This is a genomic window from Sinorhizobium numidicum, from assembly GCF_029892045.1.
GTDB classification, from domain to species: domain Bacteria; phylum Pseudomonadota; class Alphaproteobacteria; order Rhizobiales; family Rhizobiaceae; genus Sinorhizobium; species Sinorhizobium numidicum.
The window spans coordinates 1-20,091 of the sequence record NZ_CP120367.1 but is presented as its reverse complement, the minus strand read 5'-3'; the positions used below and the strand labels follow the sequence as shown (position 1 = coordinate 20,091).

Here is a 20,091-nt window from a genome sequence, read left to right as displayed (position 1 = left end):
GAGAGAGCACCACCCCCTAAGAAAAAATGCTCATCCACAAAACTTGAAATCGCCAAGGTTGGGTAGTGCTCTTGTGTGTGGTGGTTGGAGCCCCATATTCAATCCTTAACATCTAAAGGAATTAACGATGAAATGTCCGATTGATCAGTCCGAGTTGGTGATGAGTGATCGCCAGGGAATCGAGATCGACTACTGCCCGAAGTGCCGAGGCGTTTGGCTGGACCGCGGCGAGCTAGACAAAATCATCGAACGCGCTAGTGGTGAGCCCGCGCCGTACCGAGAGCCGCAGAGGGAACAGGAGCGATACGGGAGCACGCACTCCTCCCAGTCCTATAAGAAGAAAAAAGGTGGCTTGCTCGGAGACATTTTCGACTTTTGAGGCTCCCGTCGCCGACGGGTCCGGCATTCCACCAGTGCGGCCCCTTGAGGACGCGGCGCTGTCCGTAAAGCTGTGCGCGTAGAGGTGCGAGCGATCTCGACCATTAGGCGTTGGACCGTCTTGTGATTGACCGCCTGCCTCACGGTCGGAAATCGACGGTAAGCTCGCTGCCGGGGTGCCCATTTGAGCCATAGCGGGCCAGTACGGCTTGTCCCGATCCTCGCTTTCACGCTACCAAAAGCACGTGCACCAGCTGCTTGCCGTGGCGAGCGAGCTGAGGCGAGCAAATACACTAGCCCAAAGCACCGACCTCCTAGCCCAAGTTGAAGGGTTAGAAGCGGCCGCCATCAAGCTTTTCAATGACGCGCTGGCCCGCAACAACGAAGCGGCGGCAGCGGCTTGGTTCGATCGAATCATAAAGGCAAGCACATTCCGACTGTCTGTCGATAACGCGCGACCGCGACAGAAGATAAACGCCCCGATAGCCGTGGCGTTTGCCAAGCAGGATGCCGTGGCAAAGGTGGCCAATCGCTTCATTGAGCTCATAAAGGGACGCCGTGAAGAAGGCGCAACGATCGAGCACGGCTCTTTGGACGTAACTGTCTGAATTTTGCCGGCGGCGTCTCCGCCGAATTCGAATTCACTGAGGCTCAAACCAAATGGAGAGACTGATTTTTTGGCTCGCCTTCAAGCGAGCCCAACTTTCCCACAAGCGTAGATTTTCCGATCTGCGAAGGACCAAGTACCTTAAAGCAGCGCATCGGCGTTCCTCCCTCTGCCAAGATGACACGTCCTCACCACCAACATGCCCTTCGGCGAGGCAAAGCGCCAGAGATTGCTGATTTTTCTTGGATGCGATCGAGGATGGCGACCGTGGGGCCGTAGGCGGAATACGGCCAATGCAGATCACCCGTTCACCCGCGCACGGTCGCAAGGTGTGTGCCGAGCCTTAGTGCCAGAGCGACGGCCGGCAACGTGGGGTTGGCTTGGCCGCCGGTTGGGAAGACCGCACTGCCGGCGACATAGAGATTGGTTACATCGTGCAGGCGGCAGTCGGTGTTGACGACGCCATCGCGCGGGCTGGCAGACATTCGCGCCAGGCCGATCTGGTGATAGCCGTCGAATGCTTGACGAAATACGGCATCGTCGCGCCTGTTTGCATCGTGCAGATAATGCAGCTTCCCGATGGCGTTTTCACTGAGCCAGCGATCGAGAAATTGATGAGAACGCAAAACTGACGCGACGTCTTTGTCATTGACAAGGTAATCCACTTTGAGCGCTGGCAGGAGTGAGTTCGACTGGCTTTCGCTGAGCCGCACACGGCTCTCGGGAATTGGCGTTTGCTCTGCATGGTACCGCAGCACATATCGGCCCTTCGGATTTGGCACTGTTCTTCGCCCGCGCAAACGGCTGTCGATGAGATTGCCTGTGCATCTCACGATATCCTGAAAGAGAGCCGGATCACTGCGCATATTCTGCAAATGGCCGCGGTAATGCTGACCGTCAAACTTTGCCTTCGGTGCCAGACCCTTCGATAAAATCCTGTAGACCCCCGAAAAAGCGAGCGGCAGATAGAGCGCGGAAAACGCGCCCGAGCCATGGGTGGCATCGGCGATCGAAAGCCCGTCCAGCCAGAAGGCCGAATTAAGCAACGCATTTTCCTGCTGCGCACCGGCGCTGATCTGCAGCCTCCGGCGGAAATGAGTACCACCCCTATCCTTCTGAAACGAAAGGCTTTTCTCTACCTGCCTGTTTTGAAACTCGACGATCGCTATATAGCCTGTGAGATGCCCTTGATAGAAACGACCGAGCGCCCCCTCCGGTCCGCCGAACTTCCGTGGCCAGTTACGTTGGGTGGCCAGAAGCAACCGTCCATTCTCAAGTCCGCCGCCGGCAAGAACATAGGATCTTGCCCGAACCTCTCTCATTCTCCCGTGGAGATAGACCTTGACACAGTCGGTGCGCAAACCCGCCGGGTCCAGATCGATTCCCACAACGGTTGCCTCTGTGAGTACAGCAATCCGCTTGGAGGCACAAAGATGGGCCTTGTACAAAGGGCCGAGAGCGGGCCGAGTGCTCCAACGTTCGATAGTGGACGCCTGAACGTCGTGACCCCGAATGTCGTTTCCGTCGAGATGGGTGACGTAGTCCCCACAATTCAGGAACGTGAAGGCTTCGGCGTAGTAGTCGCGCAATTCAGTATGCGTTATCGGCCATCCCGAGTATGGAACATGCGCCCGTTCGGCAAAATCGATGTCATCGAATGCAACGCACCGACCACCCCAAAGCGCAGACGTCCCGCCGACGCCGCGCCGCGTCGCGGCGGTGACCGCTGCGTGATTCGCATTGGTGAATTCGACATGGGCAAAGGTCTCGTCCGCGGTCGAGGGACCATCCAGAGCGCCGGCCTCGAGAAGGACTACGCTCAGTCCGAGCTTCTCGCATTTTAGAGCGAGGGCTAGGCCAACGGGTCCGGCGCCGATGACGCACACATCCGCGACAGGCAGATCGGTGTTTTCGTTGCCGGCAATCATGTTATTGGCTCCCTACGGCATACAGATCACGTTGTTGCACTGCAGCAAATAAGGAACCCCTAAAAAAGTAGGGTGTCAAGGGCGAGTCCTTGGTAGCGAGCGGAACCTGATGTCGGAAGCGTTACATTCTTCGTCGTTTTAGCGGCCGAGAGGCCACAATAATGCGGTCTCGCCACCGCGAACATCTCCGTGAGCTGCTAGCCGTCGCGCGCGAAATGAGGCAAACCACAACGATTGCCCAAGGCGCCGACCCCTGAGGCAGGTAGAGAGTTTAGAAGGTGCCGCGATCGCGCTCTTCAATAACGCCTTAGCCCGTGATGACGAGGTGGCAGCGGCGGCTTGGTTCGATCGAGCTCTGAAGGCAAGCACTTTCCGCCTCTCCGTCGAGAATGGCCAACCACGGCAGAGGAAAGACACGCCGATCGCTACGGCGTTTGCCAAACAGGAAGCCTTGGCGAAGACGGCCAATCGCTTCATAGAGCTCCTAGAGGCTCGAAAAGAGGGTGTGTCATAATCGAGGACGACACGCGGAACTCAGCTGACTAAGTCTATCAAATACGCCCGAAGGCGAGGCCAAAGACTATATGGCTGCATACGCGACAATCTCGTGAACGCCTCGGTAAATCATCTCCATCGCAACATACAGGATGACCGCAAGGCCGACATAGGCAATCCAGCGGTAGTGCTGTAGCAGCCGAGCAATAAAGCCAGCAGCTACACCCATGAGAGCGATCGACAATGCCAACCCAAAGACGAGCACGCCGGGGTGTTCGCGGGCAGCGCCTGCCACCGCCAGCACGTTGTCAAGAGACATCGATACGTCGGCAATCACGATCTGCGACGCCGCTTGTGCAAAAGTCTTGCGCGGCGCATTTCCAGCGACCCTTCCATCGCTGTCGATATCGCGATCTTCCAAAGCTTCGTGGGCGTCGACATCGCCGTGCTGGCCAGCGCGCAATTCCCGCCACATCTTCCAGCAGACCCAAAGTAGGAGGATGCCGCCGGCGAGAAGCAGCCCGATGACCTGCAAGAGCTGGGTCGTAATCGCCGCAAACCCGATGCGAAGCACGGTGGCAGCCGCGATGCCCACAAGGATGGCCGTGTTGCGCTGTTCTTTGGGCAGGCCAGCGGCCGCCAATCCAATGACAATCGCGTTGTCCCCAGCGAGGACAAGATCGATCATGATGACCTGGAGAAACGCGGAAAGGGCTTCCGCCGTAAGAAATTCGGTCATTGGCATTCGCCTTTATGGTCGGGAGGGCCTGAATGCGATGGAACGATCCAGCCCGTCGCGGTCGGCTTTGACGAGCCCTAACATAGCCGGTTTGACGATAAGATCGGCGACCCCATCGAAGTCACTGACACAAGTTACTGCCCATCTATAATGCACCGAGCACCGCCCACAATAGAGCTAACGGGCAAGCTGAACAAAGACGCTAGGGGCTACATGACCAGAGCCATTGAGCTTTTCTCTAGCACGTGGTGCCCACGTTTGACGGCAGCGATGATTTTGTCGGGATCGGCGGCCCAAGTGAAGGGCTTGGGTTGTTGGTTGTGCTCTGTAAGGAAGCGGTTGATGGCGGCCAGGAGGTCAGGGGAACGATCGCGGAAATGGGGATGGTCCGTATGTCACGGTCGAAAGCGAGGTGGATTCGCCCATCCCCATCGGTGTCTTCTTTCCGCCCATCATTCATTTCGGCCTCCGGAAATCCGTGCGACGAGCGCCCTTGGCATGGTGGCCAGCCCCTCGGCTACGCAGCAAGTTGAGAAACCCTTCGTCAGCGAGCAGGTCCTTCAGCGCCTCCACGATGAACAGAAGTCGCGTCTGCGTGAAATCCGACTTCTTGACCAGAAGTCGCTGCCTTTCCGCCTCGCGCTGATAGACCTGCATTAGGTCATGAGCCGTCATCCGGCGACCAGTGCCTTTCCGCCCGAGACGTCCTGCCGGCAGACCCTTGCCCTGCGCGCGCATACGGATGTCGAGCATCCGCCTGACCGCAGCAAGCTTCTTCCCGCGAAGCTGACCCGCCTCGTAAGCGTCGAGAAGCAGGTTCTGCGCCTCCTCCGTTTCCGCCCGGGAAATCTCCATAGCGAGCGTGATCGGGATGAGGCTGGTCTCCACAGCGGCAACGAGGCGCTCCTCGCCTCTTTCGAGGAGACTAGCGATCATACTGACCCAGGACGAGCCGACGCCAATTTTCTCGGCAATGGCGGCGTCGGTGTATCCCCGCGCCCGCAAGGCGCCAATCTCCCGCATCAGGTCGATGGGCCGCGGCGTACGCCGCGCTATGTTCTCCACGAGACTCATCACGAGGCATTTGTCCTCGCTGGCTTCACTAACGACCGCAGGAATCTCACTCTGTCCGAGCATCTGGAACGCCTCAAGACGGCCTTCTCCGCAGACCAAATCATAACGCGGACCTCCTGGCCCGTCGTGGCGGCTCACCGTGATGGGACGTTTGAGACCAATGGCTTCGATATTGTTGACGATGTCCCGATGCTGCCGCTTGTTCCGAGCACGTGGGTTCAGAACCGTAATTCTTGAGATCGGGATCATCTCGATCCGATTTGGAAGGGCAGGCATCATGCGGCCTCCGGCAGGGGAACGGGTGTGGCGATTTCATAGAGAAGCGCGAGATCGTCGAAACGGTAGGCATCAAGGCACAGAGCATTGTCCTCCGCCAGCCGTAGCTTCTCGGAAAATATGTCGATCCGCGGGAACAGATAATAGTCAAACGGCGCCCGGTTGGCCGCATCCATACGCACCACGACCGTGATGTCAGGAGCAAGCGACGTGTCGAAGCGGAGCTTCCAGCGCAGGAGCCCTGTCGACGTCTGAAGGCAGCGGGCGACGACCACCGACAGCGTGAATTCCTGATTGACGATCACCCGATCGGTTTGCAGATCCTGCCAAGCCTCACTGCCGGTGGCGCGCAAACTGTCCAGAATTTCGCTGAGCACGCCGGGGTGCAATCTGCGGAGCTCCCGGTTGATGCCGACATAGCGGTAGTCGCGATCAGGGCTGAAGCCCACGAGATGATAGGCTTTCAGCAGGCTCCCGAAACGGGCGCTATAGGCGCTGCTGTGACGGCATGCCGGCACACTCATCGATAACAATGCCCGACAGCATCCCCTTCGCCTGGAGGAGATCCCGCAAGGACTGCAGCATTTCTTCATCGCTGAGGCGGAACGACCGTGCATTGATGATTGTTCTTGCCGCCTCGAAAAGCTCGCGCTCAACGACGGCCTCAAAAGCTCCCTCCGCCCTGATCCACATGTCGGGTTCGTTCCGGACACGCTTTTTCTTCAGCTTGAACGAGCGGCGGTTCCAGACATTGTCGCCGGCATATTTCTCGTTGATCAGGATCTGATGGACTGTTCCCCGCGTCCAAGGGCGGCCAAGATCGGTCAAGAAGCCTCGGGAGTTCAGGTCAGCCGCAATCTGGATCTCGCTCTGCCCATAATGGACGAACGTCTTGTAGACCTCCCGGACCAGCTTCACTTCTTCGATCGGCCCTGGTGTCAGAATGACGCGGTCTGTTTGGATGCTCTTGTGCTCGCCGCGCTGCAGGACCGCTTTGATCGCACCGTGTTCATCGATGAGGGTTCGCCGCAGGCCAAAGCCGGCAGGTCCGCCTTGACGGTAGCCCCTCTCGATCAGCCGGCCCTGTCCGGCGAAGACCTTCGCCGATAGCTCGCGGCTGTATTCGCCGGCCATCGCCCGCTTGACGCCTTTGACGATCGTAGACACCGGACTGCCGTCGTTCTCGAACTGTTCGGCGCAATACTGAACCGCGATACCCGCACGCCGGCAGATATATTCGTAATAGGCGCTTTCATCAGCATCCTGAAACCGTCCCCATCGGCTGACGTCGTAGACAAGGACGATGGTGAAGTCTGTATTGCCGACCTGCACGTCCTCGATCAGTTGCCGGAGTGCGGCGCGCCCCTCGATCTTGAGGCCGCTCTTGCCCGCATCGGCATAGGTCCGGACGATCTCGATTCCGCGTGCTTCTGCATAGTGTCGGATCGCGTCGGATTGGTTTTCCGTGGAATATTTCTGATGATCGGTCGACATGCGGACGTACTCGGCAGCGCGAACAGGAAGCGCCGGCTGCGGCGACGGTTCACTCCCGTAGGTTTCCCGGTTTGCCAAGCTTCGCCCTTTCTCGTCCTCGCTGCAGTGCTCCGGGCAAACGACCTCAGCAGCGCGCGACAGACACATGCCGCTTTCCATCAGCGCAAGTTTAACTGATGACGGAGCGGAAGATGTTGCCGAAAAAGGGCAGGACGCTGCCGGTATGGGAAGGCGTTCTGGGTGGGCGAGATATATTCGCCAGGACCATTGCCGATTTGCTGCGCAAAGAGCACGGCGACAGTCACCGGGCTATCAAACAATTGATAAGACAGACAAACGCGAGCGAGCGCACGGCAAAACACTGGCTGTCAGCACAACATGCTCCACATACATTGTTTTTCCTGCGCCTTGTGGTCTCCTCGCCGGTTATCCGCGCCTTTGTTCTGGGCTTGACCGAGAGCCCGGCTTCCAATCCATTGTCGACTGCGGGCGATCGCATCACCCGTGCCGTTGCCACGGAAGCCTATGCTGCTGGGGAAGCAGCATTCGGCGCGCTGGCAAGGGATGCGTGGGATAGTGACCCTAAAGATGGCCCTGACCGTGACCCGTGGAGCTCAATGAGCGGCAGCACTGGTTTCTCGAGCGTGTTGTTGAAGGTGACCGATGTGGTGCCAAGGAGATTATGCGCGTCTGGCAGGTCAGCCTGAAGACCGCGCGGCGGGATATCCAAGGCCTTCAGCGCGCCAGATTGCTGGAATATATTGGTTCACGCCGAAAAGGTAGGTACCGAGGACCTGTCGATTAACGACGCGGACAAACTGAGGGCGTAGCGTTAGATCCCCGACGGATAACGCTAAGCTGAACGAAGACTGAACGCGTCAGAATGCCCCTGATCGATCACGTGCGTCAGCGGTCCGATCTTGCCAATGACGCCCGTTCGCGCCACTCTGGGCTTCGACGGATCTAAGTCTAGACGGTTATCTGGCGGATGTCGGATGAAGGTCGGAACCTGCACCCTGAACCGAGGGGCCAATCATGAGCAGCATGAGAGACCGCCAAGAAGGCTTCGAAAAGAAATTCGCGATGGACGAGGAATCGAAGTTCAAGGCCATGGCGCGCCGCAACAAGCTTTTCGGCTATGGGCCGCTGAAAAACTCGGCAAAACCGGCGCGGATACCGACGCCTATGCGAATGAAGTGGTGCGCGCGGATTTCGAGGAAGCAGGGGACGACGACGTCTTCCGCAAGGTACGCGCCGATTTGGACGCAGCTGGCGTCACACAGACCGACCATCAGATTCGCGGCGTTATGACGAACTGCTGGCGATCGCCGTCGACCAGATCAAGAACGCGTGAATGCCGCTGAGTTCTGACGGAAGGCTGCCGAAGGAAGGGCAGTTTTCTGTCGGATCTCGGTGGTGTCGGCCTCGGGACCCACGGAGCCCCTCGGGTCAGCGGACAATCCCTTCGCGCTTCTCGGGGCCGTTATCCATCCCACTCTCTCCCTACCAGTGGGTAAATCGGTCATTCTGGAATATACTCGAGGTCTCTAAAAATCCGCCCGGTAATCAACACGGGAGGCGACGATGGATCTTTACGGTAGGGGTCTCTGGTACCGAGTGGCAGTCGTGATCGTGGGGGTAATCGTGATTGCCTATGCGTATGAGTTGCTTTGAGCCTTGTAGTTCCGTCACCGTCGGAGGCAGATCGGTGAGGAGATTTTGGCTCAAGGTGGGTCGAGCCACTGACCAGCCAAGGGCAGGCTTTCGCGCCACCGCAACTGCCCGCCGGAACTGGGCTTTACTCAGCACGGCGGCATAGATGTCGAACAAGGCGTTGTGAAACGGGTGCGAAGATGATTCGCACGACGACCGATGACAGGAAATCACGCGAGGGCGACCTGATCGCCATTGTGCGCGACTTCGTGCGCGAGGTTCAGCCCCAACGCGCAGACCCGGTCGAGATCTCGCCGTCGAGCCGGATCGAAGGGGAGCTCGGCATCGACAGCCTTGGCCGGACGGAGCTGATCCTCAGGATCGAACGGGCGTTCCGGGTGCGGTTACCCGCCCAAATTGTTGGCGAGGCGGATACGATCGGCGATTTGATCAATGCCCTCGAACACGCCGGCGTCCGGCCAGGCAAGCCCGACTTGGCGCAGGCAACCTCCTCCCTCGCTCCCGTTCCCGCCGCTGCCGAGGCGAAGACGCTCGTCGAGGTTCTCGACTGGCACGTGGCACAGCATCCCGACCGCCTGCACCTGACGATCCTCCAGGACGACACAACGGCATTGGGAACCATGACCTATGCGGAACTGGCGGAAGCGGCTCGCGCCGTCGCGGCCGGCTTGATCCGGCACGATGTCGAGCCGGGCGACCGTGTCGCTTTGATGCTGCCCACGAGCCTGGATTTCTTCTCCGCATTCTTTGGCATTCTCCACGCTCAAGCCGTGGCGGTGCCGATCTATCCGCCGATGCGGCTCTCGCGGATTGAGGACCATCTGCGTCGCCAAGCCGGCATTCTGCGTAATGCCGGTGCCCGCATGCTCGTCATCACGGCGGAAGGAAGGGCCCCTGCGACGCTACTGCGGGGGCAGGTCGAAAGCCTCAGCAGCGTCGAGAGCGTTGCAAGTCTCAGCACCGAGCCTCCAACGATACGGCTTCCGCCGGTCACGGACGCGCGCTCGACCGCGCTGATACAATACACATCAGGCAGCACCGGAGATCCGAAAGGCGTCGTGCTCAGCCACGCCAACCTGCTTGCCAATGTACGGGCCATGGGCGCGGTGATGCAGGCGAACTCGACCGACGTCTTTGTCAGCTGGCTGCCGCTCTATCATGACATGGGCCTGATCGGCGCGTGGTTGGGATGTCTTCATTTTGGCGCGCCGCTCTACGTGATGTCGCCAATGAGCTTTCTCGTGCGCCCGGACAGCTGGCTTTGGGCAATGCACCGCTTTCGCGCCACCTTGTCCGCTTCTCCGAACTTCGGGTTTGAGTTCTGCCTCAACAAGACAACCGACGCCGATCTCGCAGGACTCGATCTAAGCTCGCTTCGCATGGTCGCAAACGGGGCGGAGCCGGTCAGTGCCCAGACGCTACATCGGTTCGTTGAGAACTTTGAGCGTTATGGCTTCAAACCGGGCGCCATGGCGCCGGTCTACGGCCTGGCCGAGAGCACAGTGGGGCTGGCCTTCCCTCCGCCGGGCCGCTCGCCGGTCATCGATCGTGTGGATCGCACTGCGCTGACCAACCGCGGCGCGGCCATGCCCGCCGGCCCCGGCGATCCGAAGCCGCTCGAAATCGTCGCCTGCGGATATCCGCTGCCAGGTCATGAAATCCGCATCGTCGATGGCGCCGGCTTTGAGCCTGGCGAACGCCAAGAGGGTCGGCTCGAATTTCGCGGCCCGTCGGCGACCTCCGGCTATTTCCGGGACGACGCCAAGACGCGCGCGCTCTTCTGCGATGGTTGGCTCGATAGCGGAGACAGGGCCTACATCGCGAATGGCGATGTCTATATCACTGGCCGGGCAAAGGACATCATCATCCGCGCCGGGCGCCAGATATACCCGCAAGACATCGAAGAGGCCGTGGCGGGCATTCCCGGCGTGCGCAAGGGAGGCGTCGTCGTGTTCGGCGCCACCGAAAAATCCACGGGAACGGAGCGTGTGGTGGTCGTGGCAGAAACGCGCGAGACCAACGAAACCGCGCGGGAACGGTTGCAAGAGCGCGCTCGCGAGGTCGCAACGGATATCGCCGGGACACCTCCCGACGATATGGTCCTTGCGCCACCGCGAACCGTGCCGAAGACATCCAGCGGAAAGATTCGCCGCAGCGCGGCAAAGCAGCTTTACGAGAGCGGGACAATCGGAGCGCCTCAACGATCGCTCTGGTGGCAAGTCTTGCGGCTGTCACTTGCGGGAGTGGGCCCGCAAACGAGGCGCCTGCGCCGGGTTGTCGCCGACGTTCTTTATGCCGGATGGTGGTGGACCGTCATAGGTTGCGGCTTCCTGCTGGCATGGCTGACGGTAATGGTCCTGCCGCAACTCACTTGGCGTTGGACCGCGGCGAGAATGATCGCCCGTGCGGCGCTCGCCGTCGTCGGCGTGACCATCACGGCGAGCGGTATTGAGCGCATTCCTCGCCGCAACGCGATGCTCGTGTTCAACCATTCGAGCTACATGGACGCCGTAGTGCTGGCTGCCGTTCTCCCGGGAGAACCCGCTTTCGTTGCCAAGCGGGAATTTGCCGGGCAGATTTTCGCCGGCCCGTTCTTGCGTAAATTGGGCTCGCCGTTCGTCGAGCGCTACGACGTTGCGGGCAGCCTCACTGACGCCGAGTCTCTGACCAGGGCCGCCCGGCAGGGACGCATTCTCGTGTTCTTCCCCGAAGGTACGTTCACGCGAAGACCAGGGCTCTTTGCCTTCTATCTCGGGGCTTTCAGGGTCGCGGCTGATGCCGACCTGCCGGTATTGCCCGGCATCATCCGCGGAACGCGGTCCATGCTGCGGGGAAACCAATGGTTTCCGCGGTGGACGTCGGTCGCGATCGAGATCGCTGAGGCCGTCGTCCCGTCCGGAACCAATTTTGCGTCGGTGCTGCGCCTTCGCGACGCAGCGCGCGAGGCGATACTGGCGCGCTGCGGCGAACCGGACGTCGGCGAGATGGTAAAGCCGATGTCGCTTGCCATTTAATTATGAGACTACGGTACCAATGATTTCAAATGGTTGACGTGACACTTAATTTGATGGGGTGGAGCGGCCTCCCGACGGCGTCTAGCATCGCTGTTGTGAGAAACATGGGAAAGGAGCCACTCCATGAACCAGATTGTTACAATCGGACTCGACCTTGCCAAGAATATCTTCCAGGTTCACGGCATCGACGCATGCCGCAAGGTAGTCGTCCGTAAGCCATTGCGCCGCGGCGAGGTGATGAAATTCTTCGCGAGCCTTCACCCCTGCCTCATCGGCATCGAGGCGTGTGCGACGGCTCATCATTGGGGCCGTGAATTGGGCAAGCTCGGCCACACGGTTCGGCTGATGCCACCAGCCTACGTGAAAGCCTACGTCAAGCGCGGCAAGACCGATGCGGCTGATGCGGAGGCGATCTGCGAGGCAGTGACACGACCGACCATGCGTTTCGTCGCGGTGAAGAGCATGGAACAGCAAGGCGTCCTGATGCTGCATAAAACCCGCGACCTGTTGGTGCGCCAGCGCACCATGTTGATCAACGCTCTGCGCGGACATCTCGCTGAGTTCGGCATCATCGCCGCGCAAGGGGCCGCCGGCGTGAAAGCGGCGATCGAGGCTTTTCATGCGATGCAAGACAGCCTGCCCACATTGGCGCGCAAGGCGCTGCATGGATTGATCAAACAAATGCGCATCGTGGCCAGCGAAATCGACAAGATCGAAACGCAGATTTTAGCCTGGCATCGGAATAATGCGGCAAGCCGGCGGCTGGCTGTCATCCCCGGCATCGGGCCGATCACGGCAAGCGCTATTGTGGCGGCGGCACCAGATGCAACACTGTTTTCCTCGGGCCGCTCCTTCGCGGCGTGGCTTGGTCTAACGCCGCGCTCGCATAGCAGTGGCGGCAAGGAGAAACTTGTCGGCATCAGCAAACAGGGCGATAGCTATATTCGGCGCCTGCTTGTTATCGGCGCCACGGCGGTGATCCGTCGAGCACGGCAGGACAGTGCCAGCAAAAATTGGGCGGCCAAGCTGCTCACCCGCAAGCCGGCCCGGCTGGTCTCGGTGGCCCTGGCCAACAAGACAGCGCGTATTGCCTGGGCATTGCTGGCGCGCAACCAAGCCTATACCGCTCACGTTGGTGCTGCATAATCGAATCTTCCGTTTAGCAAACTCGAATAGGAACGCTGGACGGTAGGTAGCGAGGGCTGATGAGATGTGATGGCAAACCGGTCGAACCGGGGATTGGACAAATCCGAGATTCTCAAGGCGCATCGAGCGCGCTAATTTGATTGGAACCCGATCCGCGGACTTCATCAGGGCCTGCGGCCATATGCGCCGCCTTGCGAAGGCCGGACACATGGCTTGCACCCGACCAGAGCGGCATCACAGATTTTCTCTCTTGCAACAAACGGCCGCTCCACACATGAGAACCTTGCTGCTCGGATTCTCATATTTAAATGCCAACCTGGCTGAAACAGCCGCATTCTCACATTTAACTGCCAAGCGACAGCAACGTTGGCACCCCTCTTGAAAACTGCGCCTTTGCCATCCATATACCATCCACACGGATGGAGAATGCCGATGGCCGATAATATTCACAAGCTCCGCGAGAAGGGTGGCGATTCTGAGAAAATCACCATCAACCTCGGCTACGTCGATCTTGGTCGCATCGACCTTCTCGTGCAGGAAGGATTCTATTCCAATCGCACCGACTTCATCCGAACAGCGATCCGCAACCAGCTTGCAGCCGAGGCCGAGGCCGTCAAGCAGTCGATCGTTCGGCACACGCTCGAGTTGGGTTTGCGCGACTACAGCAGAGCCGATCTGGAATCGCTGAAGGCGGCCGGCGAAAGACTTCACATCAAGGTGGTCGGGCTTGCCCGCATCGCACCCGACGTCACACCGGAACTTGCTCTGGCGACAATTGAATCCATCACCGTGCTCGGCGCGCTCCAGGCCAGCACCGAGCTGAAATCAGCGCTGGCCGAACGTATCCGATAGAACTGCGGCCTGACCAACAAGGACAAGTCCATGAATGACGATTTTGCCACGGCCATGCGCCGTGCCGTACGGTCCACGCGCGCCCTGAACCTCGCCGAGGCGACACGCGTGATCCAGGATGCACTGGCCGGCCGCCCGGCCTCCGATACTCGCACCTCGACAAATCCGGACATCACACCACCGCCGCCAATTCAGCGTTCCACCCCCTTTCCGGTCGATCCGGATGCGGAGGTCATCGAGCCATCGGCAAAGCCTGAGGCTGAAGAGTCCGCCGAAAAGGTTGGCGATGGCACCGCGTCGCGAAGGTTGCGGAAATCCTTGGGAGAAACGGTACGGATCTTGCGCGAGAGTCGGTTGGCGTCCGGCGTTCTCGGGCAGCTACACGGCGTCGGCCTGCCGGGAACCGCCAAACAGGTCCCCCAGCCCTTCGTGCCGGATGGGGCACAGTTCCTGGCGCGATCCTTCACCTGCCCCGCGGGCTCGCGAAGCTACAGGCTCTACGTTCCCGCGTCCGCACCCGATCGGCCGCGCGGCCTTGTTATCATGCTTCATGGCTGCAAGCAGGATCCCGAAGACTTTGCGGCAGGAACCGGCATGAATGCGGTCGCCGAGACGCACGGCCTGGTGATTGCCTATCCCCGTCAAAGCGGAGCTAACAATGCGTCGTCCTGCTGGAACTGGTTCAGGCCCGCCGACCAGATGCGCGACGAGGGGGAACCCTCGATCATTGCGGGAATCACCATCGAGATCATGTCGGAATTCGGCCTCGATCGCGGCCGAGTCTTCGTGGCAGGCCTGTCGGCAGGGGGCGCAATGGCGGCGGTCATGGGCGAGACCTATCCCGATCTCTATTCAGCCGCGGGGATCCATTCCGGCCTGGCCTACGGGTCGGCCAACGACGTCGTGTCAGCTTTCTCCGCGATGCGTGGCGATGGCGGACTTGCATCCAGCCCGAGGCGGCTCGCCAATGGGCACCGGCTCCGGACGATCGTCTTTCAAGGAAGTGCGGATCGGACGGTACATCCCTCCAATGCGGATCGAATCGTCGCGGCGGCAACGCCAACTGGCGCGGGATGGACCGTCCGGAAGGAATCCGGCCGATCCCCCAGCCGGACCTATGCAAGAACCATTGTCGTGGACACCGCGGGAAGGCCGGCGGTCGAATATTGGTTGGTGGACGGTGCTGGCCATGCCTGGTCCGGCGGCCATTCCGCTGGATCGTATACAGATCCGCATGGTCCGGATGCCTGTTCCCAAATGGTGCGGTTCTTCCTCGATGAGCAGGAATGAGGGCAATCGGCGGCCTGACGAATGCACCTATGCGGGTGCGCTGTCCGCACGGCGCGAGATATTGCCGCGGTCAAAAGGCCTCGATGAAAGCGGTCCCATCGATCGGCCTTCGATCCGCAAACATCAGGCGCCTCACGGCGACGTGCAGGACGGAACTGGTGACCACCTATGGAACATTAGCCGTTGCAACGACCACGATTCGGAACGACCTGTCCGCGAAACACCCTTTGACGCGATAGCGACCCCGATATGTGGATCGTTCAACCCTGAATGGGCACTTGCTAGAGCCGTGCTAGAGCAGCTCATTCCGGTCCTTGGTGGCTTTTGCCCGCCGCCTTGTGCCGTCCGAGTCATTGCCACTCCCGTCGCGCGTTTCGCTGCGCGCCGGTTTCTCGACTGCGCCGCCTTCATTATCCCATTCTTCAAGTGAATCCCTCATCCGCGCCGCGGACTTATGATCTGGGGTGACTACGTCGAAACCCGCCAACGATGCTTCGCTGATGATGGCATCCATGAGGTGGGTATCCGAGATATCCAGATCAGGAAAAAGGCGCCGGACTGCGCCAAGGGCTTCAGAGGTCGCAAGCGGCCGGGCTTCTTTCTGACATGCGCTGAGAAACGCGCTGATAGCCGCGCGCACCTCAGGCGATATCTCGCGGGAGTGCTTTCTCACTGTCACCTCCCAATGCACGAACGCAGTGGCTCTAAACGGCGCCCGCGCCTTAATATTCCTGGTTTCTCGCGAACACGACCGCCGGTGTGATCTCGGCAATCTTCATACTAAGGTTGGATCAGTTCTGTGGCTTCGGCGGACCGCTCGTCCGCAAGGCTTAGCGACCCAGTTTGGCACCGGAAGAGCCAGATCGACGAGGTCGCACAGTTGGCTAACGCATCCGGCCGAAAATCGGAATCGATTTTCGGAAAGTATCGTCCTTTGTGCGTCCTGAAGGACGCACGGCGCTGTAGCACCTGTTGTTATGCCCGACCGCTGCTTTCCGTCCTCCAGCGATCACCAGCCATAACTGAAGGTGATGCCGCTGCTGCCCTGGCCGTTCTGCTCGATGTTGGCGGCGGTGCCTCTGCCGAACTGGAAAAGGCCATAGGCGTTATCGTTGCCGTTCTGCTTCAAGGTGGCGGAATGCCCTTTCCCCCTTTGTCGGATGATGCCGAGAACGCCGCGACCGGTCTGGTCAATGGCGGCGGCATTGCCATCTCCCGACTGACGGATGCTGGCGCTCCGCCAGCCGCGATACAATGAATAGACGCGCAGGCCCGCCGCCAGGGCACCGGCGTCTTCCCTTCCCGCCGGGGCGTAGGTCACCGAGACCGAGCCTCCGGCATGGGCCGCTGCCGAGAACACCGGCAGACTGATGGCGCCCACAAGAAGCGCGGCGACAAGGGTCTTGAACATATCGCGGATCATCTGATCCCACTCCTTGGCCCTTTGCCAATGGTCAAGCCTAAATGCGACCGCCGCCGACGCGTTCGGTGCAGCGGACATGCTCACCGCCGACCGTCACTTCGAGCGTGGCGTCATAGGCGCCCTTTGCACTGAGCGCGACGGCGCCGAGCACGGCAGGCCGACTGGGCGACGCATCGAAGGCACCGGCCTGTTCGATATTGGTCCCGCCCGCCGTGCCGACGCTTTCGACATGGAAGGAATAGCTGCCGCTCACGCTCCCGTCGGCATGGACAAGTGCCTCCAGCGCCAGCATGCTGCTGCCCTGCGGTGCGGCTCGGATTTCGCAGCGCACCGGACCGGTGGCCTGGTCCGCCGCGCCCATGGCCGCCAAGGTGGCGGCCGGGGCTAGAACCAAAGCGAGTGCCGTCATGACGCGGCGAGGATGATTGACGATGCGGTGCATGGCTCGTTTCCCTTGCGTTCGCCACCTTTGCACGACCAACCGGCCGATGCCGTCGATCACTGGCAGGCCTGCACAAAGGCGGCGACATTGCCGCGGCCGCCCTGGCTGACATTGGCATCGCAGCCGCGGCCCACCTGCACGCCGGCAGCGATGTTGCCATTGCCGTCCTGAGTCAGGATCGCGGTATGGTTGGAGCCGAACTGACCTATGCCAGCCGCATTGCGGTTGCCGGTCTGATGGGTGGCGCCATGGTTGCGATTGCCTTCCTGACCGATGGCTGCAACGTTGCGGCGGCCGCTTTGCTGACCGATGACCGTGTTGAAGCGCCCGTTCTGATGGACCCGAATGCGGTTTCTGTAGCCGTTCTGCGCGCCGCCGGCCGAATTCGACCAGCCATATTGCTCGATGCGCACATCGTTGGCCGACGCAGGAGCAGCGGCAGCAATACCGGCAAGAGCGACAAGAGCGGTTGCGATGAAGGAATTGCGGATCATGACAGCGTCTCCATTGGCGGACGGGGCCGCGGGTTGAACGGCTTCCTTTTAGGCCATGCCGTTCGAACCGATGCTGAAGACGCCGTTCAGTTGGGGTTCAGGTGACGCTCGACGATGGCCCACCGCTCTGGACAGGCCTTGACGGCGTCCGCCAATGAGAACAAAATGAGAACATCGACGGAGATTCTCATGACCCATGCAGAAGAAGTAATTGAGCGCGCTCACTCGATCGTCGCGGCTTTACGTGCAAAAAGAGAGCGCGAGGCAGAGCGGCGCAAGGAGGTGTTTGGGCGCATCGACATCTCCAAACCGTTACCAATGCCAAGCCGTGGCATTCAGCTGAGCCTGAAATTGCAATGAGCTCACCACTGAGAAAGCCAGACCGCGCCGACCTCGATTGGGAGGTCGAGGCAGCGCTCGCCTAGCACGATGAAGATCCGCGGGCAACGATCGCTACACTGTTGCTCGACTGCAAGTATCTGCGCGAACAGCTTGCGCTTGCCGAGCAGTTCATGAGTCGAGGAATCTCGCGCGGGTGGTCACCGCAGTTTCAGAGACCGGAGGACTGACACAGCCAAATGTGGACGCTCGTTCTCCCGTCCGACCGGACGGCGCCTCTCCCAGTGCCAGATTCGACGAGCAGTTCCCGTTGATACATTATGCGACTTTTTGAACACAGAACGAGAACATCTCCCTGGCGGCTGACCCGAATGATCGAGCCGCGGGTGCTCATTGAGGTTCTAGGGCGAGAGTTCACCCGCTACCCTGTCGAGGTCTTGCACCGGGGCGGAAGCGTAGCGCTCCCTCAAATGCATAAGGCGCGGCCACGACCGCGGCTACCGGGTTGTTTGCCACCCGACGCGAACCTTCGCCGCAGGCGCCCCGGCATTCAACGATTGAGAAAATGACATTCTGCCGCCGCCTCTGTTTGCAGGTTGCTCATTTTCGCACATTCGGCCCAGAAAATCTTTGAAAAGCTTGCAGTTGCTCTGCCAATGCGACCAGCCGGTATGCCGGCCGGCGCATGAACGGCCTGTCATACCTTAGAGACGGTCGAGAGTGAGCAGCGCCTCACCGCCGAGCCAAGCTTGGGCGAATGCCGCCTTGATGTCGGCGGGATCTCGGTTGGCCGCGATCTGCGCGTTGAGCAGTCCCCATAACGCCCAGCCGTTGCGCGGCGTTTCTTGAAGCGCCTCTTCGAACGCGGCGATCGCTTCCTCAGCGCGACCTTGCTGGAGGAGGACGGCGCCGAGCGGCTGACGCACGGGATAGTACCAGTATGGCGGCTCCATATACGAGATCCCGTCCTGCACGCGGATCGCTTCGTTCAGCTGACGTTCCGCCTCGGTATAGTCGCGCTTGGCCTGTGCAATGCGAGCTTCGACGACATACTTAGCGATACCGAGCACGCTCCTCGCAGGAAGATACTGTTCCTCAAGGCCCCTCATGTCCGCTTTGTCGATAAGTTGCTCGATTGCTTTGGCCTCGGACGCGGCGGCTCCCAGATCGCCCTTGAAGGCGAAAGCAACACCGCGCGCGTAATGCCAGTAGCCTTTGACGAAGGGGAAGCGGTCGCCTGGGTTTTCTAGCGCCAGAATGGTGTCCGGGTCGCTGAACTGGGCATGTGCGCTAAAAGGTGCGGCCTTGATGGCCTGCACCCACGCCAGCTCCCGCGAGACGTCGTCCGAGGTAATCTTGGCGAGTTTTTCCGCTGAGGCGATAACGTCCTCCCGCACGCCCGCCATCTGCGCCGAGAGCATCAGGTAGTGGACATTGTGCGGGTAATAGCCGAAGCGATAAAGCGCACTCGCCGCTTCGCCTGTTTGTGCCAGGAAGGCTTCATCCGCCGCGATGGCATCGCGGTTGACCGCAATGGAGTCGGCGTGGCGGCCGATCCGCGCATAGATGTGCGCGGGCATGTGGACGAGATGACCTGCAGCCGGCATGGAGCCGCGCAAGCGATCGGCCACCGCCTCCGCCCGCGATGGATCGGCGGAGGCCTCGACGGCATGGATGTAAAGGTGGGCCGCTGCAGGATGCTTCGGGTCGATTTCAAGCGCGCGCTCCAGCGCGGCGACGATCTCACCTCCATGCCCTTTGGGTGTCAGCCCGTCGGCCTCCCAATAATCCCATGGCTGCAGGTTCATTAGCGCATCGGCATGGAAGACAAGAATGTTTGCATCGTTCGGATACGTCTTAGCCACTTTACCCATAGCTTCTGCCCAAGCTTTATCTAGCGGCGCTCGATTCCCTGTGGGACTGGCGCTGTAGCGCTCGGTCAGCGCCTCGATAAGCGCTCGTTCCTTGCCACTTACGCCGGTCTTCAGAGCTTCGGCGCGCTGCACGGCTTTGCGGGCGGGGGCCACGGCTTCGTCGTGCATGGCGTCGTTGATGTTGGGCCCGAGCACGAAGGCCTCGCCCCAGAAGCACATCGCGCATTCCGGGTCGAGCCGCTGCGCCTCCTTGAAGGAGCGCCGAGCCTCGGCATGGTTGAAACCCCAGGTGAGCCGCAGGCCCTGGTCGAAATAGGCTTGAGCCGCCTTGCTCTTCGTCGTGACCGGCATGGTGAGGCTGCCGAGCCCTTCATAGAGCGGCGGGCGACCGGCATCCGCCCGATCGCCGCTGGCTGCGGCATGGCTCGCGCCGGGCTTGAACAGCTCAGTCTTGGGCTTTTCATGCGCGGAGGCGGTCACGGCGAGCAGCGAGGTGGCGAACATCAATGACCCTGCCAACACGCCTAGAGAGACATTTCTCTTGGAATGCAT

At 60.4% G+C, this 20,091-nt stretch carries 20 protein-coding genes and 1 pseudogene; 11 read left to right on the top strand and 10 right to left on the bottom strand.

Annotated elements, in window-relative coordinates:
- Positions 1-127 precede the first annotated feature (127 nt).
- Both PYH37_RS00105 and PYH37_RS00100 read left to right on the top strand, forming a co-directional pair.
- On the top strand, positions 128-379 hold the full coding sequence (locus PYH37_RS00105) for a TFIIB-type zinc ribbon-containing protein (RefSeq protein WP_280731463.1): 252 nt from the start codon (positions 128-130) through the stop codon (positions 377-379).
- A 244-nt stretch (positions 380-623) separates the two neighbouring features.
- Positions 624-986: a hypothetical protein gene (locus PYH37_RS00100; RefSeq protein ID WP_280731462.1), complete on the top strand. Its 363-nt coding sequence runs from the start codon at positions 624-626 to the stop codon at positions 984-986.
- Positions 987-1,293: 307 nt separating this feature from the next.
- Here PYH37_RS00100 and PYH37_RS00095 read toward each other — a convergent pair whose 3' ends face one another.
- Positions 1,294-2,574, bottom strand: coding sequence for a GMC oxidoreductase (locus PYH37_RS00095; RefSeq protein WP_280731461.1), 1,281 nt, complete (start codon positions 2,572-2,574; stop codon positions 1,294-1,296).
- Between the two features lie 36 nt (positions 2,575-2,610).
- On the opposite strand from PYH37_RS00095, the gene PYH37_RS00090 reads away from it, so the two are divergent.
- On the top strand, positions 2,611-2,829 hold the full coding sequence (locus PYH37_RS00090; RefSeq protein WP_280731460.1) for a hypothetical protein: 219 nt from the start codon (positions 2,611-2,613) through the stop codon (positions 2,827-2,829).
- A 664-nt stretch (positions 2,830-3,493) separates the two neighbouring features.
- Here the strand turns inward: PYH37_RS00090 and PYH37_RS00085 are convergent.
- From PYH37_RS00085 to PYH37_RS32300, 4 genes are all read right to left on the bottom strand, one after another.
- Positions 3,494-4,147: a TerC family protein gene (locus PYH37_RS00085; RefSeq protein ID WP_280732480.1), complete on the bottom strand. Its 654-nt coding sequence runs from the start codon at positions 4,145-4,147 to the stop codon at positions 3,494-3,496.
- Positions 4,148-4,603: 456 nt separating this feature from the next.
- A complete protein-coding gene (locus PYH37_RS00080) occupies positions 4,604-5,500 on the bottom strand; it encodes a plasmid partitioning protein RepB C-terminal domain-containing protein (RefSeq protein ID WP_342394627.1) in 897 nt (298 codons plus the stop codon).
- Positions 5,497-6,021, bottom strand: coding sequence for a hypothetical protein (locus PYH37_RS32305; protein ID WP_425336059.1), 525 nt, complete (start codon positions 6,019-6,021; stop codon positions 5,497-5,499). The genes PYH37_RS00080 and PYH37_RS32305 overlap by 4 nt, the downstream gene beginning before the upstream one ends.
- Positions 5,984-7,069 carry a recombinase family protein gene (locus tag PYH37_RS32300; protein WP_425336058.1) on the bottom strand — a complete coding sequence of 362 codons (1,086 nt, stop codon included), beginning with the start codon at positions 7,067-7,069 and terminating at the stop codon, positions 5,984-5,986. Before PYH37_RS32300 ends, PYH37_RS32305 begins: the two co-directional genes overlap by 38 nt.
- A gap of 113 nt (positions 7,070-7,182) precedes the next feature.
- On the opposite strand from PYH37_RS32300, the gene PYH37_RS00070 reads away from it, so the two are divergent.
- From PYH37_RS00070 to PYH37_RS00040, 7 genes and pseudogenes are all read left to right on the top strand, one after another.
- On the top strand, positions 7,183-7,698 hold the full coding sequence (locus PYH37_RS00070; protein WP_280731459.1) for a hypothetical protein: 516 nt from the start codon (positions 7,183-7,185) through the stop codon (positions 7,696-7,698).
- On the top strand, positions 7,674-7,796 hold the full coding sequence (locus PYH37_RS00065; RefSeq protein ID WP_280731458.1) for a hypothetical protein: 123 nt from the start codon (positions 7,674-7,676) through the stop codon (positions 7,794-7,796). Before PYH37_RS00070 ends, PYH37_RS00065 begins: the two co-directional genes overlap by 25 nt.
- Before the next feature lie 230 nt (positions 7,797-8,026).
- Positions 8,027-8,345 (top strand): annotated as a pseudogene (locus PYH37_RS00060) (DUF1476 domain-containing protein).
- Between the two features lie 499 nt (positions 8,346-8,844).
- The gene (locus PYH37_RS00055) at positions 8,845-11,679 is read left to right on the top strand and encodes an AMP-binding protein (RefSeq protein WP_280731457.1); all 2,835 of its coding nucleotides are present in this window, start codon (positions 8,845-8,847) and stop codon (positions 11,677-11,679) included.
- 123 nt (positions 11,680-11,802) lie between these two features.
- The gene (locus PYH37_RS00050) at positions 11,803-12,825 is read left to right on the top strand and encodes an IS110 family RNA-guided transposase (RefSeq protein ID WP_280731456.1); all 1,023 of its coding nucleotides are present in this window, start codon (positions 11,803-11,805) and stop codon (positions 12,823-12,825) included.
- 432 nt (positions 12,826-13,257) lie between these two features.
- The gene (locus PYH37_RS00045; protein WP_280731455.1) at positions 13,258-13,677 is read left to right on the top strand and encodes a CopG family transcriptional regulator; all 420 of its coding nucleotides are present in this window, start codon (positions 13,258-13,260) and stop codon (positions 13,675-13,677) included.
- A gap of 30 nt (positions 13,678-13,707) precedes the next feature.
- Positions 13,708-14,967 (top strand): extracellular catalytic domain type 1 short-chain-length polyhydroxyalkanoate depolymerase, encoded by a 1,260-nt coding sequence (locus PYH37_RS00040; protein ID WP_280731454.1) that lies wholly within the window; start codon positions 13,708-13,710, stop codon positions 14,965-14,967.
- A gap of 292 nt (positions 14,968-15,259) precedes the next feature.
- Here PYH37_RS00040 and PYH37_RS00035 read toward each other — a convergent pair whose 3' ends face one another.
- The 4 genes from PYH37_RS00035 to PYH37_RS00020 form a co-directional block, all read right to left on the bottom strand.
- Positions 15,260-15,640 carry a hypothetical protein gene (locus PYH37_RS00035; protein ID WP_280731453.1) on the bottom strand — a complete coding sequence of 127 codons (381 nt, stop codon included), beginning with the start codon at positions 15,638-15,640 and terminating at the stop codon, positions 15,260-15,262.
- A 336-nt stretch (positions 15,641-15,976) separates the two neighbouring features.
- Positions 15,977-16,390: a curlin gene (locus PYH37_RS00030; protein WP_280731452.1), complete on the bottom strand. Its 414-nt coding sequence runs from the start codon at positions 16,388-16,390 to the stop codon at positions 15,977-15,979.
- A 37-nt stretch (positions 16,391-16,427) separates the two neighbouring features.
- The gene (gene csgH, locus PYH37_RS00025) at positions 16,428-16,832 is read right to left on the bottom strand and encodes a curli-like amyloid fiber formation chaperone CsgH (RefSeq protein ID WP_280731451.1); all 405 of its coding nucleotides are present in this window, start codon (positions 16,830-16,832) and stop codon (positions 16,428-16,430) included.
- 56 nt (positions 16,833-16,888) lie between these two features.
- Positions 16,889-17,326, bottom strand: a complete 438-nt coding sequence (locus PYH37_RS00020; protein ID WP_280731450.1) for a curlin — start codon at positions 17,324-17,326, stop codon at positions 16,889-16,891.
- A 189-nt stretch (positions 17,327-17,515) separates the two neighbouring features.
- On the opposite strand from PYH37_RS00020, the gene PYH37_RS00015 reads away from it, so the two are divergent.
- Positions 17,516-17,686 (top strand): hypothetical protein, encoded by a 171-nt coding sequence (locus PYH37_RS00015; protein ID WP_280731449.1) that lies wholly within the window; start codon positions 17,516-17,518, stop codon positions 17,684-17,686.
- A gap of 683 nt (positions 17,687-18,369) precedes the next feature.
- On the opposite strand, the gene PYH37_RS00005 is transcribed toward PYH37_RS00015, so the two are convergent.
- The gene (locus PYH37_RS00005) at positions 18,370-20,043 is read right to left on the bottom strand and encodes a tetratricopeptide repeat protein (protein WP_280731448.1); all 1,674 of its coding nucleotides are present in this window, start codon (positions 20,041-20,043) and stop codon (positions 18,370-18,372) included.
- Between the last annotated feature and the right edge of the window lie 48 nt (positions 20,044-20,091).

Bases quoted from the DNA above. Each gene is read 5' to 3' on its own strand.
- PYH37_RS00105 (WP_280731463.1), top strand. From the start codon at position 128: ATGAAATGTCCGATTGATCAGTCCGAGTTGGTGATGAGTGATCGCCAG.
- PYH37_RS00090 (WP_280731460.1), top strand. From the start codon at position 2,611: ATGCGCCCGTTCGGCAAAATCGATGTCATCGAATGCAACGCACCGACC.
- PYH37_RS00085 (WP_280732480.1), bottom strand. From the start codon at position 4,147: ATGACCGAATTTCTTACGGCGGAAGCCCTTTCCGCGTTTCTCCAGGTC.
- PYH37_RS00080 (WP_342394627.1), bottom strand. From the start codon at position 5,500: ATGATGCCTGCCCTTCCAAATCGGATCGAGATGATCCCGATCTCAAGA.
- PYH37_RS32305 (WP_425336059.1), bottom strand. From the start codon at position 6,021: ATGAGTGTGCCGGCATGCCGTCACAGCAGCGCCTATAGCGCCCGTTTC.
- PYH37_RS00070 (WP_280731459.1), top strand. From the start codon at position 7,183: ATGTTGCCGAAAAAGGGCAGGACGCTGCCGGTATGGGAAGGCGTTCTG.
- PYH37_RS00065 (WP_280731458.1), top strand. From the start codon at position 7,674: ATGCGCGTCTGGCAGGTCAGCCTGAAGACCGCGCGGCGGGATATCCAA.
- PYH37_RS00055 (WP_280731457.1), top strand. From the start codon at position 8,845: ATGATTCGCACGACGACCGATGACAGGAAATCACGCGAGGGCGACCTG.
- PYH37_RS00050 (WP_280731456.1), top strand. From the start codon at position 11,803: ATGAACCAGATTGTTACAATCGGACTCGACCTTGCCAAGAATATCTTC.
- PYH37_RS00045 (WP_280731455.1), top strand. From the start codon at position 13,258: ATGGCCGATAATATTCACAAGCTCCGCGAGAAGGGTGGCGATTCTGAG.
- PYH37_RS00040 (WP_280731454.1), top strand. From the start codon at position 13,708: ATGAATGACGATTTTGCCACGGCCATGCGCCGTGCCGTACGGTCCACG.
- PYH37_RS00030 (WP_280731452.1), bottom strand. From the start codon at position 16,390: ATGATCCGCGATATGTTCAAGACCCTTGTCGCCGCGCTTCTTGTGGGC.
- csgH (WP_280731451.1), bottom strand. From the start codon at position 16,832: ATGCACCGCATCGTCAATCATCCTCGCCGCGTCATGACGGCACTCGCT.
- PYH37_RS00020 (WP_280731450.1), bottom strand. From the start codon at position 17,326: ATGATCCGCAATTCCTTCATCGCAACCGCTCTTGTCGCTCTTGCCGGT.
- PYH37_RS00015 (WP_280731449.1), top strand. From the start codon at position 17,516: ATGACCCATGCAGAAGAAGTAATTGAGCGCGCTCACTCGATCGTCGCG.
- PYH37_RS00005 (WP_280731448.1), bottom strand. From the start codon at position 20,043: ATGTTCGCCACCTCGCTGCTCGCCGTGACCGCCTCCGCGCATGAAAAG.